Origin of the sequence: Pseudomonas sp. EA_5y_Pfl2_R50, from assembly GCF_963970475.1 — a bacterium.
In the GTDB taxonomy this organism is placed as follows: domain Bacteria; phylum Pseudomonadota; class Gammaproteobacteria; order Pseudomonadales; family Pseudomonadaceae; genus Aquipseudomonas.
Window position 1 is genome coordinate 65,601 of sequence record NZ_CAXAPT010000003.1, and the last position, 20,855, is coordinate 86,455.

Here is a 20,855-nt window from a genome sequence, read left to right on the forward strand (position 1 = left end):
ACGGCAAGATATCAAAATAGTGGCTTTGCGCCACTTTCTTCAACTGCGTAATGGACTACACATGCCTACCGTTTCTTCTGTCCCGCGCCTGCTCAGCGCTTTCCTCCTCTCTACCGTAATGACCCCGGCATTTGCCGGCTGGGATGAAACCCCGGAGGTCGCCTGGAAAGAATACCTCTCCGATTGTCAGAGTTTTCAGCAAGTCGTGAACAACGTTCAAAACGGGGTCATGACGACCAGGCAAGCGATGGACCGCGTCGACAGCTTGAATCGCACTGTTTACGTCCATCGCGATCACCTCGCCCAGGAAAGCCTTACCTCTCCCGAATATGCCCGTTGCGAAAACGTCATTGCTCAAGCATTCATGATCCGTAACAAGGAAGAGGAGGTCCTGGTCGCGGAGCTTCAACAGCAATACTTCAAGGCTCAGGCCGAACACGAGAAGTCACCGGAATACAAGCGAGCCCTTGATCTAGGCTTTAGCGACGTCGGCGGAATTGGCAAGCTCAACGAACTCGCCGAGGAATCGGAAACGGATGGCGAAGCGTATCTGAAGACGTTGATGATCACGGTCGATTGGGGGTGCGGCCGACATTTGCGCGCCGTGCGATACGTCATACCCTATGTGATCTACACCGCCCATCCCGATGAGGGCAGTTGCGCCGTCTATAAGGAAGTTGCGGTGCTGGGCGGAGAAATGGTGGAGCGAGGCGAGACCATCGATGAAGACGCGGTATTTCAGTACATGGGATGGAAGAAGCTGGAAGGGCCAGGTGGGTTTCCCATCGACATTCGAGTGGTAAAAGTGCGGAAGTAATCCGAAGGGATTTTGCTTTCAGCCTGAGTGAGGGCAAAAGACTGCACCTCTGATTACAGAATGTCTTTCAAGTAATCCTTGAGCGCGAGGAGCGGCGGATCAAGCTGCTCCAGCGACTGCGCCTGGCTGAAATCGGCGGACAACTTGTACAGCTCCCGCCCCAACGGTTTCTCGACACCGCCCAAGGCATCCATCGCCAAACCCAGGCACTCGTTCATCTTGAACTGAATGGTCTGCACATCCCCACGGCGCACCAGCAATTCGAACACGTCTTTCTGATAATCCCCCATGACCATGTCATCGCGCAGAATCGGGCTCAGGCCCTCTTCCTCGTAGGCGAGTTTGAGGGAGAGCAGGGCGACTGTTTCCAGTGAGGTTTCCATGCAGTGAATCCTTTGAGATGTCCTGTTGGGGTAACAGAGGAAGATCAAAAGATCGCAGCCTTCGGCAGCTCCTACAAAAGCAGCCACTTTCCGGCAGGCGAAAAAAAAGGCCTTGCTAAGCAAGACCTTTCTAATTTTGGTGCCCGAGGGAGACTGGAGTCTTCCATATAATCCGTGGCTTGCAGGCGGATTATGTAGTTAGGGATACACACGGGGATACAGCTTGCTTGGGCCTATGATCGCACAATCCTAGATCTGGGCATAAACGACCCGCAATCCCCGCACTGCTTTGCCAAGAATCTAGCTGGTGTGGCAAGGGTTGCAGCAATGGTAGCAACCATTAATTCTTAGTGTAGGGTTTGCCCCACGAGCGGCGCTAACAGCGCCGGTGCAGTTTATGTGATTTCCGAGTGATACCTGATTCTCCAAGAGCGGCATGAACCTGCAGCCAGTCGTCGTGTTGTGCACTTCGTGATCGCCGTTCGCTTGAACATTCCTATTTACGATAAATGATTGCATTTGCTAGTCCTCGCTTCCGTGTGTCGGATCGTTAATGACTCAACATTCTTAACCATGTCTGCTGGCTGGCCGAGGTGCGTGATGACCAGCAGAAATGGAGGTTAGCTGGAGGATGGCAGAAAGCAATCAGCTGCCCAAAAGTCGCCGGGGCCCCTGGGAGTATTTAAAGGATACGGGGTCGGAAACCCGCGTGACTGTGTTAGTGGGAGGTTTTCAAAGTTACTGAAATTTCAGGCATTGAAATCGAAAGAATTCTGCTGAAAAAAGGCCATCGTTACCGCATCGGTAACGATGGCCTTTTGTGTTGATGATTATGGACACCTTGGGCTGTCAACCAAGTCAACCTGTCAACCAATGTAGAAAAATCAGCCATCGCCAAGATCGCGCGGGTTTTGTGCCCCGTGTCATTCAGAAATGCTCAGGGTCCCCGGCGACCTCTCAGCAGCTTGTGCAATTGCACTGGTGAACTGTGTGTTCACCCGGTTCACCTGTTCACTAAGCTGGGCATTTGTCCGCTAACAAAGTCCGGCGGGTTTCCGACCCCGTGTCTCTAAGAAACCTCAGGGGCCCCGGCACACTGTGGGAGATACACCTGACATTCGCTGGCGGGATTGATGCTTACGGGGTGCGGGGGTAAGTATCCCTCAAAATGTGGTGTAACTCGTGTAATTGGTGTAACGATGTTTCTTAAGTGACTGTATTTATTGGATATTATTAATGTTACATCGACTTCGTACACCAACCTTTAGGCGTGTAACTCAGCCTTCTGGTGTAACGCTTCTGGTGCTTGGAAGAGGGATCGAGGAGGTTATGTCAATGCGCAGGAAGGCCAAGTACCTCCCACTCCCAGTCTGCCCATTAGATGCGATTAGCGGTCTTAAATCATCACTCCGTCAGCTATGCCAGCGATTAGGCGGGAGTGGCAACAGGCCGCTTTCGGCCATAAGCGGACGTTCGCGTACGACCCCTTAACGACCAAGATCGCCCTTAGACGCAAGTGGTAATCGCATAAGGGGGCCTCTAGTTTATTGCGCTTCTACCAAGCCCCGGGAGCGCAGCGCGGTACATCAACAGAAGGTGAAGTTTAGGTGGGGGACAGCTTTCGCTAATAATCTTGAATGCCGGTTTAAAGTGAATTTCTTCAAAATCAATTGCTTACAGCGATGCATTGCTATTGTTTTTTAGTATATGTACATTAAGTGTGCGTGAGCGTACCGCTTATGTGCCGCAGTCGATTGTTTTTAGATCCTGGATTTTGCTCTTACGAGCGCCTTAAGTTTTCACTTTTGGCTTGTCCGGAGGCTCGCACCTCCGATCACCTCCGAAGAACCTGGAGGAGACAGGGACGGTAGGTTTGGCCATGTGAAGGATGGCAGCTGCCAGCGATCTGATCGATGAACGCATCATCCTTCACTGCACCCTTGAGTATGGGTTGGCCAAATCTATTTTTAAAAGGATTTGAAAATGGTCCAACTGAATCCGAAAAAGGTTTCTAAAGGTTCAATTTCTAGCATTGAAAATCTCTGCAGCGCCCTTTCAGTTTCTCTCCAGGAAATTTACGGGGCTCTATCCCTCTCAGATGAGGAAAAATACACTGTTTCTCAAACACCTAAGAGCGACGGTAGTGTCAGGCTAGTCTACAATCCACATTATTTGCTTCGTAAAATTCAAAGGCGAATCAATAAGCGGATATTCTCTCGCTTGAGTATTGTTCAGTGGCCTGATCATCTCTTCGGTTCAGTACCTAATCAGCGAGATCCAAAAAACCAAAGCATGATCAACAAAGATTATGTCTCATGCGCCGCCAAGCACTGTGGTGCAAAGAGCTTGTTGAAAGTGGATGTGAAGGATTTCTTTGATAATATCCACAAGGATATCGTTTTAGATATTTTTGAAAATTTTATGAAGTTTGATCGTGAAACTTCTGAACTGCTTGCGGAAATATGCTGTTTTAAGTCCCATGTGATACAAGGAGCTTTGACCTCTAGTTATCTTGCCAGCTTGTGTCTTTATGATGTGGAAGGCGCTGTTGTTGAGCGGCTTATGAGGAAAGGGCTTGTTTATACACGTCTTGTGGATGACATTACAGTGTCTTCAAAGATATCAAACTATGACTTTTCCTATTCATTAGATATTGTTCGGGCCATGCTAACAAGTAAGGACTTACCCTTAAATATAGCCAAGACTCGCTCGATCTATGTCTCCAGTGAGCCATTGACCGTTCACGGTTTAAGAGTAGCCTTTCCCGAACCTCGCCTACCATCCGGAGAGGTTTCCAGAATTCGGGCAGCAGTAAAGAGTATAGAAAACTTGGCTTCTGAGCGGGACTACAGAACGACACATGCTTACCGACATGACTTCAATCGTTGTATGGGGCGAGTTAATAAACTGGTAAGAGTTGGACATAACCGATATGAGTCACTACTTGGTCGGCTAAAAAAAATATTCCCGCTACCCTCAAAAAAAGATATTGAGCGTGCGAACGCGATGCTTGAGCGTTTAATGCGGGATTGCAGCACTAAGCGCAGTACATATTGGTATGCCAAGCGATATTACAAACTTCAGGAAAGGCTGATTGTTCTGAAAAGATCGTTCCCGGCAACCACTAAGGAAATTAGAAAGTCCTTGAAGGGATTGCAGCCTGATTATGATTAATAAGCTTAAGAGCGCATGGAATAATTATCCATATTTGAATATTTTGGCTGCTGGACTTTTGATTATTGCAGTGATCGGTCTGGCGTTTAGCGTGTCAATATTTCTGATTACTGGATTCTCCGGAGAGTTTTCTCGACCTCTTTGCTTAACCAATGGCTGTGTAAAGAAATTTTTAGAGCTATTTGATCAGTCTTTTCTGATAATGTCGGCAACTTTGAGTCTGCTTGTCGGAATTACAACTGTTGGAGGGATAATAGTCGCCCTCATGAGTTATTTGAATAGCGTGAGCGCTACGGCACTTTCAAATCATATATCGCATTATTCAATTTTTCAAAACTACGTCACGCTAGAGGTATCTAAGCGCAATCGGATAGCTCCAGCGTCAGTGGATGTATTTGTTTGGTATAACTTAATTTTCTCAAAATCTCGCATCGGTAAAACCACAATATCTGATGAATATTGCAGTGTAATTTCGGCTATTAATGATGAAATACTTTTTTCTAATGAGCAAGCGATAAGCGCAATACAAGGCTCGTTCCGTTATATGCCTCATCAAAAGAGAATAATAGACTCCGTTAAAGGCTTAGGTATTGAGTTAAGTCATCAGCCTAGAAACGATTTTTACGAAATCGAAGATCAAGTGTTTTCTCTAATATCAAGTATAAATAAGTCGTTTTGCTATTCGGATAAAGTTTCCGGGCTATTAAAAAGAGATTATGTTTGAGATGCCAAATCTTATTTCATATTATAATCGTGGTCAGCTTTTATTTTAGGATTGATGATGAGAAATCCCGATATTACTTTGACGAACGAAGAACAAGCGTTTTTTTTGTCGATAGCGTTTAACTGGAAAAATCATGATGAGCTACGATGCTCGCTAGAGCCGATGAGGCAGCTCGCTTTGAGTCTTTTTGAAAGATCCGCAGTTCCCAAAATTCGAATAGCCTACTTTACGGACCCAGACTTCAACCCGGGAGGGAGAGGTAGGTCACGCGAAGAGATATTCGAAAGAAATGGAACCTCTGGGGAGGAAATACTCTGTCATCCACATTTCCTGAAGCATCTTGAGTATTTTTTGTGCGGGCCCAACCTTCCTAATGTAGCAATCGAGACCTTCAAGAGAGAGGCCTTGTGCTCAGGCTACTTGACGGGGGGAGACATCAATCACTTGGCGCCTTTCGCTAGATCGTGTGTACGATCAAACGACTTAGACCCTCACGTTGCGGCGGATGAGTTTTTTAAACTAGCTATTGAATGCGGTGCTGGACCTTCCTATGCCGACATGTTGCGTAAATCTGTCCGTGCAATTAAGCAGCGATAAAGTCCCCACAACAGATCGGTGATCCTAGATGTCGATCTCAAGTACGGGAATTTGCGTCGTCCGATTCGGCGACGACTTTTTTTTCCGTTCTAACCAAGGCGGTCGTCTTGATCCCCCGCTTCTGGCCGAAAGCTGACGGCCGGGGCTTACCGCTTATGGCCGAATTCTGCCGCAACCGCCAGCTGTGGGTCGCTAGCTGCCCATGAGGAAGGGCCGCATCGACCCAGAGCTGGCGGTTGCGGCAGGTAACCAAGGCAGTCACCGCTATCCTTGCCTATAAGTGATAATGTCCTTTATCACATGTAGAACAAAAAGGACTCACGCAGATGGCCCGCGCTAAACCTTCCACCACTACCGTCGCTCCCAAACTGAAATTGACCCCAGACCAAATACAGCGGGGGATTCAGCGCCTTCAAGATCGCATAACCGAGTTGGAAGGTTTTGATGTATCAGAACTCAATGGTGAGGGAGACTCACCAAAACTGACCGCCCTCGCAACGTCAATTCAAGACACCCTAGAGCGATGCTTTGGTGAAAACACCTCGGTTTATTACCGCCTCTCATCCGCAGCAGACCTGCACTTCTTCCCAGGGTATTACTCATCTGACTACCCGCTTAGGCATCATTACGTGACTGGCACTCAGGAAAATATCCAGCAATCACTCCTAATGCTTGCAGAGGCGCAGCGAACGCTTAGGGAAGACCTCGCAGACCACGATCATGCGGCGATTCCTGTTTCTTCTACCGACCTAGACAATGTGAAGCCAGCGTTATCACGCCGCGTATTTGTAGTGCATGGCCATGATGAAGGCGCACGCGAGACTGTGGCTCGATTTTTGATGCAGCTGGGCTTTGAGCCGATCATTCTGCACGAGCAGGCCAACCAGGGCCGTACGGTCATGGAGAAGGTCGAAGCACATGGACAAGTGGATTTTGCCGTGGTGCTGCTGACGCCGGACGACGAGGGTTGCGCCAAGGGTGGCAAGCCGGAGCCGCGAGCCCGGCAGAACGTCCTGCTGGAGTTGGGCTATTTTCTGGGCCGTTTAGGCCGCGCCAAGGTCTGTGCGTTGAAACGCGGCACTCTGGAGATTCCTAGTGATTTTGCTGGTGTGGTGTGGGAGTCCATGGAGGGTAATAGCTGGAAACAAGCCTTGGGCCGTGAGCTTGAAGCCGCCGGTCATGAAATCGATTGGAACAAGGTCATGCGGGGGTAAGCCAGCTTCTACTTTCTTCCTTGTCAGCCTTCCATTGATGAGTGGCAAGCAAACCTGTTTGGTGACCGCTTATGGCCGAAAACAGACTCCCCCGGCCGTCATATTGAGCCGAAAGCCGCCAGTGTTTAGATGTCGGCGCGTGGGACGGATTTTTCCTCGGTTTGGCTATATGCCATCACTCGACTAACTCACCTCAGCGGTTATCCTCTCTCATCGAGATTATTACCGTGCAAATTTGCTGGCTCGGCGGCCCGCCTTGCTGCTCACCGTAGTGTTTCGCCTGCACCATGCTGTCTTTCCGGATGAAAAGGATTCAGGAATCAAGGAATGAGTGGATACGTCCCCAACCCACCGAAGGGTTACCGCAATAGCGGCTCCGAGCCCGTCGATATACACGCCCAGCGCTGGGCTGAATACAAAGACCTCCCGACGAAGAACGAGACGAAACCTGCCAGCAAAGGCTGTGTATTCGCCAAGAGCTGCGATCTCGCGGACGGTGTGATCGATCACAAGAAGCCTGCCGGATTTATCCCCGTCGAGAGCCTTGCCAACTACGGAGAGTTCTCTCTCCTCGGCGGTCGCGAGACTGATGCCGCAGGAAATATCCCACTGAAAAAAATCAGCGGGAATGCCTTACCCGCCACCCTGGGAACTCTCCTATTGGGTGGCGCGGGCGCCGCGGCTGCCTCTTGTGGCGGGCTGTGTACGGCCAGTGCTGCTGGAGGTGCAAGTGTTGCAACCGGCTCTGCTGCAACGGGGGCTGCTGGTGGTACCGGCGTTCTTACAGCCGGTGTGGCCGCTGGTACATTGGCGGGGATAGTCGCTCTACTGTGGCCGTCGAACCTTGGTGACAGCTCCCTCTACACGGAAGATCAGCTTCAGTCGCTGGAGAAGGCCCGTACTCGCGTCCGCCTACACGTTGAGCAGCAGGATGACGGAACACTGAAGGGTTACGGGTACAACACCCAGAAGCGCAGTGATTGGGAAATGATTCCCGTCGTGCAATTTGTCCAGCAAGGATCGCAGCAGGTTGCCGACTTAGGCGACGGCGTAACCCTCATCTGGACGCCGGCGGCTGATCCCTCGAGTACCTCTGGAATCCCGCCATTAGAGGGCGCACCTCAAGCGCCGCAGATCTGGATTTACCCGCCTACCGAACAGGCCGATAGCATAATCGTCAGCCCGATCTACCCCGACCAATACAAAGACTTCATTCTCGTATTCCCGGCTGATTCAGGTGTGCAGCCGCTGTACATTGTGATGAATGTGCGCCTCAACCCAGGCACCGTTACCGGGCAGGGAACAGACGTTACAGGTATCTGGCTCGCCGGCGCTAGCGTCGGTCTGGGGTCGCCTGTGCCGACGCGAATCGCGGATCATCTGAGGGGAAAAAGCTTCAGCAGCTTCGATGCTTTCAGAAAGGCATTCTGGATCGCGGTAGGGAACGATGCGGAGCTCGCCAGCCAATTCAACGACAGCAATAAAGCCCGAATGCTTGAAGGTATGGCGCCCCGAGCACGGGCGATCGATACCGTGGGTAAGCGCCGATCCTTCGAGCTTCACCACGGGATTCCAGTTTCTGAAGGTGGCGAGGTTTACGATGTCGACAACCTCAGCGCTATGACACCCAAACACCATATTGATACACACCGGAGCTCGAAATGATCGCACTCAAAAGCAGCCTTTCCGAATACTCGGAGAGCGAGTTTCTCGAACTGATCAAAGAGATCTGCAGCGCCGCGGGCACCGAAGATTATCAGGACGAGTTGCTGGAAAATTTCATTGAGGTAACTGGCAATCCTGCCGCCTCTGACTGGATTTATTATCCAGAAGATGGCGAGGACGATTCGCCGAAAGGCATTCTCGAAACCGTCAAAGCTTGGCGGGCATCACAGGGTTTGCGAGGCTTAAAAGAGTAAGGAACGGGAAGGGCGCTATTGGAGGAAAGAATAACTAAAAAGGGCCCAGCAACGCGTTGATGCCTCCTGCAACTGGCTTCGTCAAACCGACGGAAAAATCCGAGATCGTGCGTTTGAGCGCGAAGTTTCAGCAGGAGCTCTTCAGACTCAGGGTAGTAACCGCCGCCAATGTCCGAATGCATACCGGGCAAGTGAAATTCAGGATGATCGGCTTTACGCGGGTCAGCGGGAAGTTGGCGCGTAGTTCGTCACGAGTCGCAAACTGGACGATTTTGGGTACAAAGCTGCGATGCAGATAGAGATTAAGCCAATAGGGTCAGTCGTCGGAGGCGCTGCGGGAGGACTGGTGGCGGACTCGCTGGATCAGGAGCTGGAGGAGTTTTCCCACTGGAACATTTTCTGACTGAGCCACGACTGACGAACGTCAAAGTTGTACTGTCCGAGCCGTTCAACCATTTTCCCACTGATTACGATTACATCGCACGCCAGCTCAAAGGCGTCGAACCTGCGGTGCTCTACGAGATTTTTATTCAGAAATAGCGCTGTTGTGCTTTACCAACATTGCAGCGGTCTTGCCAACTGTCTGGACAGGTTTTGACCCTGATTGGCTCAGGCCCGAGATAGGAGGAAAGGCTAGCGGCGCGGCAGCGTAATTGGTTTCCCAGGCTGTTCGGCAAGTTGCTGGTCTGTTGGCTGAAATACATCTACGACTATATGTGGGGCGAAATCGCCAGCAGACTTTGAACGTGTGGTTGGGGTTTGGAATTCTTCGCTTCTAGCGATCAATACTCCGCCAGGTTTATCGCGCAGCCGGTCTCAATGCCGGTGAGCAGGCGCCCAATGAGTGAAGATGGAGCTTTGTTGCAGACGAAAAAAAAGGCCTTGCTAAGCAAGACCTTTTCTAATTTTGGTGCCCCGAGGGAGACTCGAACTCCCACTCCTTTCGAAAACGGATTTTGAATCCGCCGCGTCTACCAATTCCGCCATCAGGGCTCAATGGCGGCGAAGTATAGAGATGAGATTACCGTTGGTCAATCACGTTTCATGGTCTATTTTCGATATTTCCGCTAGACTTTCCGGCCCTGCTAGACGAACCCCATCATGCGCGTTGCTGACTTTACTTTTGAGCTCCCTGATTCGCTGATCGCCCGCCACCCTTTGGCCGAGCGTCGCGGTAGTCGCCTGCTGACCCTTGACGGGCCGAGCGGCGCCCTCGCACACCGTCAATTCACTGATTTGCTCGAGCATTTGCGCCCGGGCGATTTGATGGTGTTCAACAATACCCGGGTGATTCCGGCGCGGCTGTTCGGGCAGAAAGCGTCCGGCGGCAAGCTGGAAATCCTCATCGAGCGGGTGCTCGATTCGCATCGCGTACTGGCCCATGTGCGCTCCAGCAAGTCGCCGAAGCCGGGTTCGAAAATTCTTATCGACGGCGGCGGTGAAGCAGAAATGCTCGCGCGTCACGATGCGCTGTTCGAACTGGGCTTCGCTGAAGAAGTGCTGCCGCTGCTCGACCGCGTCGGGCATATGCCGTTGCCTCCTTATATAGACCGCCCGGATGAAGGCTCGGATCGCGAGCGTTATCAGACCGTGTACGCCGAGCGCCTGGGCGCGGTGGCGGCGCCGACGGCGGGGCTGCATTTCGATCAGTCGCTGATGGAAGCGATTGCCGCCAAAGGCGTCGAAACCACGTTCGTCACGCTGCATGTGGGCGCGGGTACGTTCCAGCCGGTGCGCGTCGAGAAGCTTGAAGATCACCACATGCACACCGAGTGGCTGGAAGTTGGCCAGGATGTGGTTGATGCCGTGGCAGCGTGCCGTGCACGCGGCGGTCGCGTGATTGCCGTCGGTACCACCAGCGTGCGTTCGCTGGAAAGTGCCGCGCGCGATGGTGTGCTCAAGCCGTTCAGTGGCGACACCGATATCTTTATCTTCCCGGGCCGGCCGTTCCATGTGGTCGATGCCCTGGTGACCAATTTCCATTTGCCGGAATCCACGCTGTTGATGCTGGTTTCGGCGTTCGCCGGTTATCCCGAAACCATGGCTGCCTATAAAGCTGCCGTCGATAACGGCTACCGCTTTTTCAGCTACGGTGATGCGATGTTCATCACTCGTAATCCTGCCCCTACTGCCCCTACTGCCCCTGAATCAATCGGCCCAGAGGAAACAGAATGAGTCGCGAATGTCGCATGTCCTTTGAGCTCCTGGCCACCGATGGCAAGGCTCGTCGTGGTCGCCTGACCTTTCCCCGTGGCACCGTCGAGACCCCGGCGTTCATGCCAGTGGGCACTTACGGCACGGTCAAGGGCATGTTGCCGCGTGACATCGTTGCCACCGGCGCGGAAATCATTCTGGGCAACACCTTCCACCTGTGGCTGCGTCCCGGCACCCAAGTGATCAAGGAACACGGCGACCTGCACGATTTCATGCAGTGGAAAGGCCCGATCCTCACCGACTCCGGCGGCTTCCAGGTATTCAGCCTCGGCGCGATGCGCAAGATCAAGGAGGAGGGCGTGACCTTCGCCTCTCCGGTCGACGGCGCCAAAGTGTTCATGGGCCCTGAAGAATCGATGCAGGTGCAGCGCGATCTCGGCTCCGACATCGTGATGATTTTCGACGAGTGCACGCCGTATCCGGCCGACGAAGATGTCGCGCGCGTGTCGATGGAGCTGTCTCTGCGTTGGGCCCAGCGTTCGAAAAATGCCCACGGTGACAACACGGCGGCGCTGTTCGGTATCGTTCAGGGCGGCATGCACCAGGATCTGCGCATGCGCTCGCTGGAAGGCCTCGACAAGATTGGCTTCGATGGCCTGGCCATTGGTGGTCTGTCGGTGGGTGAGCCGAAGCACGAGATGATCAAGGTGCTGGATTATCTGCCGGGCATGATGCCGGCTGACAAACCTCGTTACCTTATGGGCGTTGGCAAACCCGAAGATCTGGTTGAGGGTGTGCGCCGCGGTGTGGACATGTTCGATTGCGTGATGCCAACCCGTAATGCCCGCAATGGGCATCTGTTCATTGATACAGGCGTGCTGAAGATCCGTAACGCGTTCCATCGCCATGATGATTCGCCGCTGGATCCGACCTGCGATTGCTATACCTGCCAGAACTTCTCCCGCGCTTATCTGCATCACCTGGACAAGTGCGGCGAAATGCTGGGAAGCATGCTCAATACCATCCATAACTTGCGCCATTATCAGGTGCTGATGGCTGGTTTGCGCGAGGCTATTCAACAGGGTACATTGGCCGCCTTTGTCGATGCCTTCTACGCCAAGCGCGGGCTCCCCGTTCCGCCTTTGGACTGAGTTTTCTGACCCTAAGATTCAACATTTGCAACTGGAGTGCTAAATGAGCTTTTTTATCTCTAACGCCATGGCTGACGCAGCTGCACCGGCTGCTGCAACCCCAATGGGTGGCGGCTTCGAGTGGATTTTCCTGGTCGGCTTCCTGGTCATCTTCTACCTGATGATCTGGCGTCCACAGGCCAAGCGCGCCAAAGAGCAGAAGAACCTGCTGAGCAGCCTGCAGAAAGGCGACGAAGTTGTGACCACTGGCGGCATCGCCGGCAAGATCACCAAAGTGGCCGATGACTTCGTGGTTCTGGAAGTTTCCGACACCGTGGAAATGAAGTTCCAGAAAGGCGCCATCGCCGCCACGCTGCCAAAAGGCACGCTGAAAGCGATCTAAAGCAACAACTTCTACTCAATCGACGGGGCGCGCAAGGCGCCCCGCGTTCATAACGGGCGGCGTGATGCTGAACAAATACCCTCTGTGGAAATACATTCTGATCCTGGCGGTGCTGGCGATCGGTCTGGTTTATTCCGCTCCCAATCTATACCCCGATGACCCGGCGATTCAGATCAGCGGCGCCAGCACGGCCCTGCAGGTCAATCAGGCCGATCTGGATCGCGTAAGCACCGCGCTCAAAGAGTCCGGGATCAACGTCAAGGCGGCCACTCTGGCAGCCAACGGCAAGGGCGGTCTGATCCGTCTGAGCAAGGCTGAAGACCAGCTGCCGGCCAAGGACGTTGTGCGCAAGGCATTGGGTGATGACTACGTTGTCGCGCTGAACCTGGCACAGACCACCCCGCAATGGCTGCGCAATCTGGGTGCTCATCCGATGAAGCTGGGTCTGGACTTGTCCGGTGGTGTGCACTTCCTGCTGGAAGTGGACATGGACAAAGCCCTCGATGCACGCCTGAAAGTCTACGAAGGCGACGTCAAGAGCCTGCTGCGCAAAGAGAAACTGCGCTATCGCAGTCTGCCGCAACTGGGCGGTGCCATTCAGTTGGGCTTCAGCGATGAAGACTCCCGCGAACAGGCCCGTGCACTGATCCGCAAGAATTTCAACGATTTCGACATTGTTCCGGCCGACCTCAACGGTCAACCGGTGCTGCGTCTGGCGATGACCCCGGCCAAGCTGGCGGAAATCCGTGAATACTCCATCAAGCAGAACTTGACCACGGTACGTAACCGCGTCAACGAGCTGGGTGTTGCCGAACCGATCGTCCAGCGTCAGGGCGCCAACCGCATCGTGGTTGAGCTGCCGGGCGTGCAGGACACTGCCGAAGCCAAGCGTATCCTCGGCAAGACGGCCAACCTTGAGTTCCGTCTGGCTGCAGAGCCGGGTGCTTCGAAAGCCACTTCCGAATCCTTCGAGTTCCGTGAAGGCAAGCGTCCGCCAGCACAGATCGAGCGTGGTCTGATCATCACCGGTGACCAGGTGACCGACGCCAAGGCCGGTTTCGGCGAGCACGGCACACCTGAAGTGAACATCCGTCTGGATGGTCACGGTGGCGAGCTGATGAGCCGCGCGACCCGTTCGAACGTTGGTCGCAGCATGGCGGTGATCTTCATCGAGCAGCGTCCGGTCACCACCTACACCAAGCAAATGGTGAATGGCGTCGAGAAAGACGTTGCGGTGCAAACGTTCAAGGAAGAGAAGAAGATCATCAGTCTGGCGACCATCCAGTCGCCGCTGGGTGCTCAGTTCCGCATCACTGGCCTGAACGGTCAGGGCGAATCGTCCGAACTGGCGCTGCTGCTGCGTGCCGGTGGTCTGGCGGCGCCGATGTACTTCGCTGAAGAGCGCACAATCGGCCCGAGCCTGGGTGCTGACAACATCACCAAAGGTATCGATGCGTCGCTGTGGGGCATGCTGTTCGTGTCGCTGTTCATCATCGCCATTTACCGCTTCTTCGGCATCATCGCCACCGTCGCGCTGGCGGTAAACATGGTGTTGCTGCTGGCGCTGATGTCGCTGCTGGGCGCAACGCTGACCCTGCCGGGTATCGCCGGTATCGTGCTGACCATGGGGATGGCGGTCGACGCCAACGTGCTGATCTTCTCGCGGATTCGTGAAGAGATCGCCGCCGGCATGACTGTACAGCGTGCAATCAACGAAGGCTTCGGCCGGGCATTCACTGCGATTCTCGACGCCAACCTGACGACCTTGTTGGTCGGCGGGATTCTCTTTGCCATGGGCACCGGCCCGGTCAAAGGTTTTGCAGTGACCATGTCCCTCGGGATCTTTACCTCGATGTTCACGGCCATCCTGGTGACCCGCGCAATGGTCAACCTGATCTTTGGCGGACGTGACTTCAAGAAGTTGTGGATTTAAGGGGCTGCCATGTTACGTACAATCAACTTCATGGGCGTTCGCAACCTCGCGTTCGGCGTCACAGTATTCCTCACCTTGCTGGCTTTGTTCAGTGTCGCTACCAAGGGCATGAACTGGGGCCTGGACTTCACCGGCGGTACGCTCATCGAGCTGACCTACGAGCGTCCGGCCGACGTCACCAAAGTACGTGAGCAACTGGTGACGTCGGGTTACCACGAAGCCATCGTGCAGAACTTTGGCGCGACTACCGACCTGCTGGTGCGTATGCCGGGTGAAGATCCGCAGTTGGGTCATCAGGTGGCGGACGCGCTGCAGAAAGTCGGTGGTGACAACCCTGCGACGGTCAAGCGTGTCGAGTTCGTCGGCCCGCAGGTCGGTGAGGAGCTGCGCGACCAGGGCGGCCTTGGCATGCTGCTGGCCCTCGGCGGCATCCTGATCTACCTGGCTTTCCGCTTTCAGTGGAAATTCGCGGTCGGCGCCATTGTGTCGCTGATCCACGACGTGATCGTGACCATCGGTATCCTGTCGTTCTTCCAGGTCACCTTCGACCTGACGGTGCTGGCGGCAGTGCTGGCGATCATCGGTTACTCGCTGAACGACACCATCGTGGTATTCGACCGGGTTCGTGAGAACTTCCGTGTTCTGCGCAAGGCTTCGCTGATCGAGAACATCAACATCTCGACCACTCAGACCCTGTTGCGGACCATGGCGACGTCGATCTCCACCTTGCTGGCAATCGCGGCGCTGCTGTTCTTCGGCGGTGATAACCTGTTCGGCTTCTCCATCGCGCTGTTCATCGGCGTTCTGGCGGGTACTTACTCGTCGATCTACATCGCCAACGTGGTGTTGATCTGGCTGAACCTGACCACTGAGGATCTGATTCCTCCGGCCAACACCGAGAAGGAAGTCGACGACCGTCCATAACGGCCATCGCTCTCCCGGTTATCAGTCCAGGAAAGGCGCGAGTTGAACTCGCGCCTTTTTTTATGCTCCAAGGCTGGGAGAAGCGCGGGCCTGTCCCGCATGTGATGGTCAGGAGGTTCATGTGAACAAGTCGTTACTGGTTGGTGCGGTATTGGGTGCTGTCGGTGTGACTGCCGGGGGTGCTGTTGCCACCTACAGCCTGGTTAAAAGCGGCCCTGAGTATGCGCAAGTGCTGGCCGTAGAACCGGTCAAAACACAGATCAAGACTCCGCGTGAAGTATGCAAGGACGTAACGGTGACTCGTCAGGCACCGGTCAAGGATCAGCACCAGATCCTGGGCACTGCCATTGGTGCAGTCGCCGGGGGGTTGTTGGGTAACCAGGTCGGCGGCGGTACCGGCAAGAAGATTGCCACGGTGGCTGGTGCGGTCGGTGGCGGTTATGCCGGTAACAAGGTGCAGGAAGGCATGCAGAACCGCGACACCTACACCACTACGCAGACTCGCTGTAACACAGTGAATGACATCAGCGACAAGGTTGTGGGTTACGACGTGCGTTACTCGCTGGATGGCAAGGAAGGCAAAGTGCGGATGGATCGCGATCCGGGCAACCAGATTCCGGTCGACAAGGAAGGCAAGCTGATTCTGTCGCAGAATGAGCCGGGTCAGTAAGGACCGACTGTTTTAACAAGAAGCACCCTGCGGGGTGCTTTTTTGTGCCCGCAATTTATCCGGCAGAACACCACAATCCCAATGTGGGAGCGGGCTTGCTCGCGAAAGCGGTGGATCAGCTGGCATCTATTCAGAATGATAAACCGCATTCGCGAGCAAGCCCGCTCCCACAGTGAGTTAGGCGGGAGGCTTGAATCGCAGGCAAAAAAAAGCACCCCGCAGGGTGCTTTTTTCGTTTCGCGTGTCGCTTAGCGCTTCAGTGAAGCTGGCAGGTGCGGCTGGATCGCCGTCAGCACTGCCTTGAAGCATTTGGTGTTGCCGGCAACGATGTGGCCTTTTTCAAGGAAGTCGTGACCGCCAGTGAAGTCGCTCACCAGGCCGCCAGCTTCTTGAATCAGCAGGGCGCCTGCAGCCATGTCCCACTCGGACAGGCCCGACTCCCAGAATGCATCGAAACGACCGGCAGCAACATAGGCCAGGTCCAGGCTCGCCGAACCGGCGCGGCGGATGCCGGCAGTCTGGCCAACCAGGGCGCGGAACATGCCCAGGTAGTTGTCGAGGTTGTCCATCTGGTCGTCACGGAACGGGAAGCCGGTGCCCAGCAAGGCGCCGTCGAGGCTGGTGCGACCACTGACGCGCAGGCGACGACCGTTCAGTTGAGCGCCGCGACCACGGCTGGCGGTGAATTCTTCCTGGCGAACCGGGTCCAGAACCACTGCGTGCTCCAGGCGGCCACGGTACTTACAGGCAATGCTGACAGCGAAGTGAGGAATGCCGCGCAGGAAGTTGGTGGTGCCGTCCAGTGGATCAATGATCCACAGGTATTCTTCGCCTTCAATGCCGGTGCCGGCGTGCAGGCCAGTCTCTTCACCCTGGATCGAGTGATTCGGGTAAGCCTTGCGCAGAGCATCGATGATTTTCTGTTCGGCGGCGCGATCAACCTCGGATACATAATCCTTGGCGTCTTTTTCGTCGACCTTGATGGTATCCAGGCGCTCGATGGAGCGGAAGATCAGTTCACTGGCGCTGCGGGCGGCGCGCAGCGCGATATTCAGCATGGGCTGCATGGATGTGTCACCTAAGGTTGTTAAAGAAAGCCGCGCATTCTATCAGAACTTTTCTTCAGGTGAAGGACGCTGTTCGCTTTCATAGCTTAACGGTAGGCTGTTCTGTAAGATTTGCACCCCTTTCCTGTGTCCGAGAGCGCCTCCCTTGCTGCAGAATATTCGTGTCGTCCTGGTCAATACCAGCCACCCCGGCAATATCGGCGGGACCGCGCGCGCCATGAAAAACATGGGTCTGTCGCGATTGGTGCTGGTCGAGCCGCGGGTTTTCCCGCATCACGAAGCCGATGCCCGCGCTTCCGGTGCCGGTGACATCCTTGAAAACGCGCAAGTCGTCGCCACTCTTGAAGATGCCTTGGTCGGTTGCAATCTGGTGCTCGGCACCAGCGCCCGTGACCGCCGTATCCCCTGGCCGCTGCTGGACCCGCGCGAATGCGGGACCAAAGTGGTCGAGGAAGCCGGACAGGGCGCGGAAATCGCCTTGGTGTTCGGTCGTGAAGATTCCGGCCTGACCAATGACGAGCTGCAGCGATGTCACTTTCACGTGCACATCCCCTCCGACCCTGAGTTCAGTTCGCTGAACCTCGGTGCGGCGGTGCAGGTGTTGAGCTATGAAGTGCGCATGGCCTGGCTGGCTGCACAAGGTCAGCCGAGCAAGATCGAGAAAGAAGAAGTGGCCTCGGTGAAAAGTGCCGAACTGGCGACCATGGATGAGCTGGAGCGATTCTATGAGCACCTGCAGCAGACGCTGGTCGCCATCGAATTCCTCGATCCGGAAAAACCGCGGCACTTGATGGCGCGTCTGCGCCGGTTGTATGGACGCAGCTCGGTCAGCCGGGCGGAAATGAATATTTTGCGTGGCATCCTCACGGAAACCCAAAAAGCGGCCCGTGGTGAGCTTCTTAAGCGGAAGGACTAAATGATGTTTGAGCGTTTGCGTGAAGATATCCAGAGCGTATTCCATCGAGATCCGGCGGCGCGTAACGCTTTTGAAGTCCTGACTTGCTACCCCGGCATGCATGCGATCTGGATTCATCGATTGGCCGGCATGTTGTGGCGCAACGAACTGAAATGGCTGGCGCGCCTGGTATCGAACTTCGGTCGCTGGTTAACCGGGATCGAGATTCATCCGGGGGCCAAGGTGGGGCGACGCTTTTTTATCGACCATGGCATGGGCATCGTCATCGGTGAAACCGCTGAAATCGGTGATGACGTGACCATTTATCAGGGCGTAACCCTCGGTGGCACCAGTTGGAACAAAGGCAAGCGCCACCCGACGCTGGGTGATGGCGTGGTGGTGGGTGCTGGCGCCAAGGTGCTGGGGCCGTTCACTGTTGGTGCGGGTGCCAAGGTCGGCTCTAACGCGGTGGTGACCAAGGAAGTGCCGCCGGGCGCGACGGTTGTCGGTATTCCGGGACGGATCATCGTCAAGTCCGATGACGAGCAGGATGCCAAGCGCAAGGCGATGGCCGAAAAAATCGGCTTCGATGCCTATGGTGTCAGCGAAGACATGCCTGATCCGGTGGCGCGCGCCATCGGTCAGTTGCTCGACCACCTGCAAGCGGTGGACGGACGACTGGAGGGGGTATGTGGTGCGTTGAAGGATCTGGGCAGCAATTATTGTGCGAAAGATCTGCCAGAACTGCGTGAAGAAGACTTCGCCTGCGTCAAAGGCAAAGACGAGTCCAAGGCCGGCTAAACCGCAGCGCTGCCTTCGCGAGCAGGCTCGCTCCCACATTGGAATGCAATCCTCTGTGGGGGGCGAGCTTGCTCGCGAAGAACGATAGCGCGGTAGCGCTGGCTGTACGCCGCCAGCCTTTGCTATGATGCGCGCGCTCTTTTGCGGGTAATCCTGACTAAAGTACTAGGTCTTAAAGTTGACTTAAATACTCGGGAATTGCATACTCGCCCCATTCTGAACTCCGTGGTAACTGTCCATGCGACTGACTACAAAAGGCCGATACGCCGTGACCGCCATGCTTGACCTGGCGTTGCACGCGCAGCACGGGCCCGTGTCCCTGGCCGATATCTCCGAGCGCCAAGGCATCTCCCTGTCCTACCTCGAGCAGCTGTTCGCCAAGCTGCGCCGCAGCAACCTGGTTTCCAGCGTTCGCGGCCCGGGTGGCGGCTACCAGCTGTCCCGCGACATGCAGGGTATCCAGGTCGCACAGGTGATCGATGCGGTAAACGAATCTGTCGACGCCACCAAATGCCAAGGCCAGGGCGATTGCCATTCCGGCGATACATGCCTGACCCATCATCTGTGGTGCGACTTGAGCCTGCAGATTCACGAATTTCTAAGTGGTATCAGCTTGGCTGATCTTGTAACTCGCCGTGAGGTGCAAGAAGTAGCCCAGCGTCAGGACCAGCGTCGTTGCAACAGCAAGGCGCCACGCCTGGACAAGATTGAAGCGTCCGCCGTCGAATGACAGCCGAAGAGCTAGCGGTACGCCAGCCCTGATTTAGGAGATAGTCCATGAAATTGCCGATTTACCTTGATTACTCTGCGACCACCCCGGTCGATCCGCGCGTTGCGCAGAAAATGAGTGAATGCCTGCTGGTCGACGGAAACTTCGGTAACCCGGCGTCCCGTTCCCACGTGTTCGGCTGGAAAGCTGAAGAGTCTGTCGAAAACGCCCGTCGTCAGGTGGCCGATCTGGTCAACGCCGACCCGCGCGAAATCGTCTGGACCTCCGGTGCCACCGAGTCCGATAACCTGGCTATCAAGGGTGCGGCACATTTCTACGCCTCCAAGGGCAAGCACCTGATCACCTCCAAGATCGAGCACAAGGCTGTCCTCGACACCATGCGCCAGCTGGAGCGTGAAGGCTTCGAGGTCACTTACCTCGAGCCGACCGAAGACGGTCTGATCACTCCGGCCATGATTGAAGCTGCACTGCGCGAAGACACCATCCTGGTCTCCGTGATGCACGTGAACAACGAAATCGGCACCATCAACGACATCTCAGCGATTGGCGAACTGCTCCGTTCCAAGGGCATTTTGTTCCACGTCGACGCCGCTCAGTCCACTGGCAAGGTCGAGATCGACCTGCAGAAGCTGAAAGTCGACATGATGTCGTTCTCCGCCCACAAGACCTACGGCCCTAAAGGCATCGGCGCGCTGTACGTCAGCCGCAAGCCGCGTGTGCGCATCGAAGCGACCATGCACGGCGGCGGTCACGAGCGTGGCATGCGTTCCGGTACTCTGGCGACTCATCAGATCGTCGGCATGGGTGAAGCTTTCCGCGTAGCCAAGGAAGACATGGCTGCGGAAAACGTCCGCATCAAAGCCCTGAGCGACCGCTTCTACAAGCAGGTCGAGCACCTGGAAGAGCTGTACGTCAACGGCAGCCTGACCGCCCGCGTTCCGCACAACCTGAACCTGAGCTTCAACTACGTTGAAGGCGAGTCGCTGATCATGGCGCTCAAGGATCTGGCGGTATCGTCCGGTTCGGCATGCACCTCGGCGTCGCTGGAGCCTTCTTACGTACTGCGCGCTCTTGGCCGCAACGACGAGCTGGCACACAGCTCGATTCGCTTCACCTTCGGCCGTTTCACTACCGAAGAAGAAATCGACTACGCCGCGCAGAAAGTCTGCGAGGCCGTTACCAAGCTGCGCGCTCTGTCGCCGCTGTGGGACATGTACAAAGACGGCGTCGATATCTCGAAAATCGAGTGGGCGGCACACTAAATATAGAAGCCGCCGGATACAGGTCCTGTAGCGACGCGGCGGTTTACGCAGCGCAGTT

At 55.0% G+C, this 20,855-nt stretch carries 18 protein-coding genes and 1 tRNA gene; 16 read left to right on the plus strand and 3 right to left on the minus strand.

Annotation, left to right across the window (positions count from 1 at the left end):
* Positions 1-61: 61 nt before the first annotated feature.
* The gene (locus tag AACY19_RS06285; protein ID WP_339449025.1) at positions 62-817 is read left to right on the plus strand and encodes a hypothetical protein; all 756 of its coding nucleotides are present in this window, start codon (positions 62-64) and stop codon (positions 815-817) included.
* Between the two features lie 53 nt (positions 818-870).
* Here the strand turns inward: AACY19_RS06285 and AACY19_RS06290 are convergent, their stop codons facing one another.
* On the minus strand, positions 871-1,200 hold the full coding sequence (locus AACY19_RS06290; RefSeq protein WP_339449027.1) for a hypothetical protein: 330 nt from the start codon (positions 1,198-1,200) through the stop codon (positions 871-873).
* 1,983 nt (positions 1,201-3,183) lie between these two features.
* Here AACY19_RS06290 and AACY19_RS06295 point away from each other — a divergent pair.
* The 5 genes from AACY19_RS06295 to AACY19_RS06315 all read left to right on the plus strand — a co-directional run bounded on the left by AACY19_RS06295 (position 3,184) and on the right by AACY19_RS06315 (position 8,828).
* A complete protein-coding gene (locus AACY19_RS06295) occupies positions 3,184-4,374 on the plus strand; it encodes a reverse transcriptase family protein (protein WP_339449029.1) in 1,191 nt (396 codons plus the stop codon).
* Positions 4,367-5,098, plus strand: coding sequence for a retron Ec48 family effector membrane protein (locus AACY19_RS06300; RefSeq protein WP_339449031.1), 732 nt, complete (start codon positions 4,367-4,369; stop codon positions 5,096-5,098). Before AACY19_RS06295 ends, AACY19_RS06300 begins: the two co-directional genes overlap by 8 nt.
* Positions 5,099-6,021: 923 nt before the next feature.
* Positions 6,022-6,909: a nucleotide-binding protein gene (locus tag AACY19_RS06305; protein ID WP_339449033.1), complete on the plus strand. Its 888-nt coding sequence runs from the start codon at positions 6,022-6,024 to the stop codon at positions 6,907-6,909.
* Between the two features lie 327 nt (positions 6,910-7,236).
* Positions 7,237-8,574 (plus strand): S-type pyocin domain-containing protein, encoded by a 1,338-nt coding sequence (locus AACY19_RS06310; RefSeq protein WP_339449035.1) that lies wholly within the window; start codon positions 7,237-7,239, stop codon positions 8,572-8,574.
* Entirely contained in the window at positions 8,571-8,828 is a 258-nt protein-coding gene (locus tag AACY19_RS06315; RefSeq protein ID WP_339449037.1) for a bacteriocin immunity protein, read from the plus strand. The genes AACY19_RS06310 and AACY19_RS06315 overlap by 4 nt, the downstream gene beginning before the upstream one ends.
* 908 nt (positions 8,829-9,736) lie before the next feature.
* On the opposite strand, the gene AACY19_RS06325 is transcribed toward AACY19_RS06315, so the two are convergent.
* A tRNA-Leu gene (locus AACY19_RS06325) sits at positions 9,737-9,821 on the minus strand.
* A gap of 108 nt (positions 9,822-9,929) precedes the next feature.
* On the opposite strand from AACY19_RS06325, the gene queA reads away from it, so the two are divergent.
* The 6 genes from queA to AACY19_RS06355 all read left to right on the plus strand — a co-directional run bounded on the left by queA (position 9,930) and on the right by AACY19_RS06355 (position 16,042).
* The gene (gene queA, locus AACY19_RS06330; protein ID WP_339449039.1) at positions 9,930-11,003 is read left to right on the plus strand and encodes a tRNA preQ1(34) S-adenosylmethionine ribosyltransferase-isomerase QueA; all 1,074 of its coding nucleotides are present in this window, start codon (positions 9,930-9,932) and stop codon (positions 11,001-11,003) included.
* A 14-nt stretch (positions 11,004-11,017) separates the two neighbouring features.
* On the plus strand, positions 11,018-12,133 hold the full coding sequence (gene tgt, locus AACY19_RS06335; protein WP_339449041.1) for a tRNA guanosine(34) transglycosylase Tgt: 1,116 nt from the start codon (positions 11,018-11,020) through the stop codon (positions 12,131-12,133).
* A gap of 43 nt (positions 12,134-12,176) precedes the next feature.
* Positions 12,177-12,515, plus strand: a complete 339-nt coding sequence (gene yajC / locus AACY19_RS06340; protein WP_339449043.1) for a preprotein translocase subunit YajC — start codon at positions 12,177-12,179, stop codon at positions 12,513-12,515.
* A gap of 64 nt (positions 12,516-12,579) precedes the next feature.
* On the plus strand, positions 12,580-14,448 hold the full coding sequence (gene secD, locus AACY19_RS06345; RefSeq protein WP_339449045.1) for a protein translocase subunit SecD: 1,869 nt from the start codon (positions 12,580-12,582) through the stop codon (positions 14,446-14,448).
* 9 nt (positions 14,449-14,457) lie between these two features.
* Positions 14,458-15,372: a protein translocase subunit SecF gene (secF, locus tag AACY19_RS06350; protein WP_339449047.1), complete on the plus strand. Its 915-nt coding sequence runs from the start codon at positions 14,458-14,460 to the stop codon at positions 15,370-15,372.
* 121 nt (positions 15,373-15,493) lie between these two features.
* A complete protein-coding gene (locus tag AACY19_RS06355) occupies positions 15,494-16,042 on the plus strand; it encodes a glycine zipper 2TM domain-containing protein (protein ID WP_039761427.1) in 549 nt (182 codons plus the stop codon).
* A 248-nt stretch (positions 16,043-16,290) separates the two neighbouring features.
* Here the strand turns inward: AACY19_RS06355 and suhB are convergent, their stop codons facing one another.
* Positions 16,291-17,109, minus strand: a complete 819-nt coding sequence (suhB, locus tag AACY19_RS06360) for a type III secretion system regulator SuhB (protein ID WP_016773320.1) — start codon at positions 17,107-17,109, stop codon at positions 16,291-16,293.
* A 145-nt stretch (positions 17,110-17,254) separates the two neighbouring features.
* Between suhB and trmJ the strand changes: the two genes are divergently transcribed.
* From trmJ to AACY19_RS06380, 4 genes are all read left to right on the plus strand, one after another.
* Positions 17,255-18,025, plus strand: a complete 771-nt coding sequence (gene trmJ / locus AACY19_RS06365; RefSeq protein ID WP_339449051.1) for a tRNA (cytosine(32)/uridine(32)-2'-O)-methyltransferase TrmJ — start codon at positions 17,255-17,257, stop codon at positions 18,023-18,025.
* Between the two features lie 3 nt (positions 18,026-18,028).
* Complete coding sequence (gene cysE / locus AACY19_RS06370; RefSeq protein ID WP_339449052.1) at positions 18,029-18,805, plus strand: serine O-acetyltransferase; 777 nt, start codon at positions 18,029-18,031, stop codon at positions 18,803-18,805.
* Positions 18,806-19,043: 238 nt separating this feature from the next.
* The gene (gene iscR / locus AACY19_RS06375; protein ID WP_003227911.1) at positions 19,044-19,535 is read left to right on the plus strand and encodes a Fe-S cluster assembly transcriptional regulator IscR; all 492 of its coding nucleotides are present in this window, start codon (positions 19,044-19,046) and stop codon (positions 19,533-19,535) included.
* A 47-nt stretch (positions 19,536-19,582) separates the two neighbouring features.
* Positions 19,583-20,797 (plus strand): IscS subfamily cysteine desulfurase, encoded by a 1,215-nt coding sequence (locus AACY19_RS06380; protein ID WP_339449053.1) that lies wholly within the window; start codon positions 19,583-19,585, stop codon positions 20,795-20,797.
* Positions 20,798-20,855 lie beyond the last annotated feature (58 nt).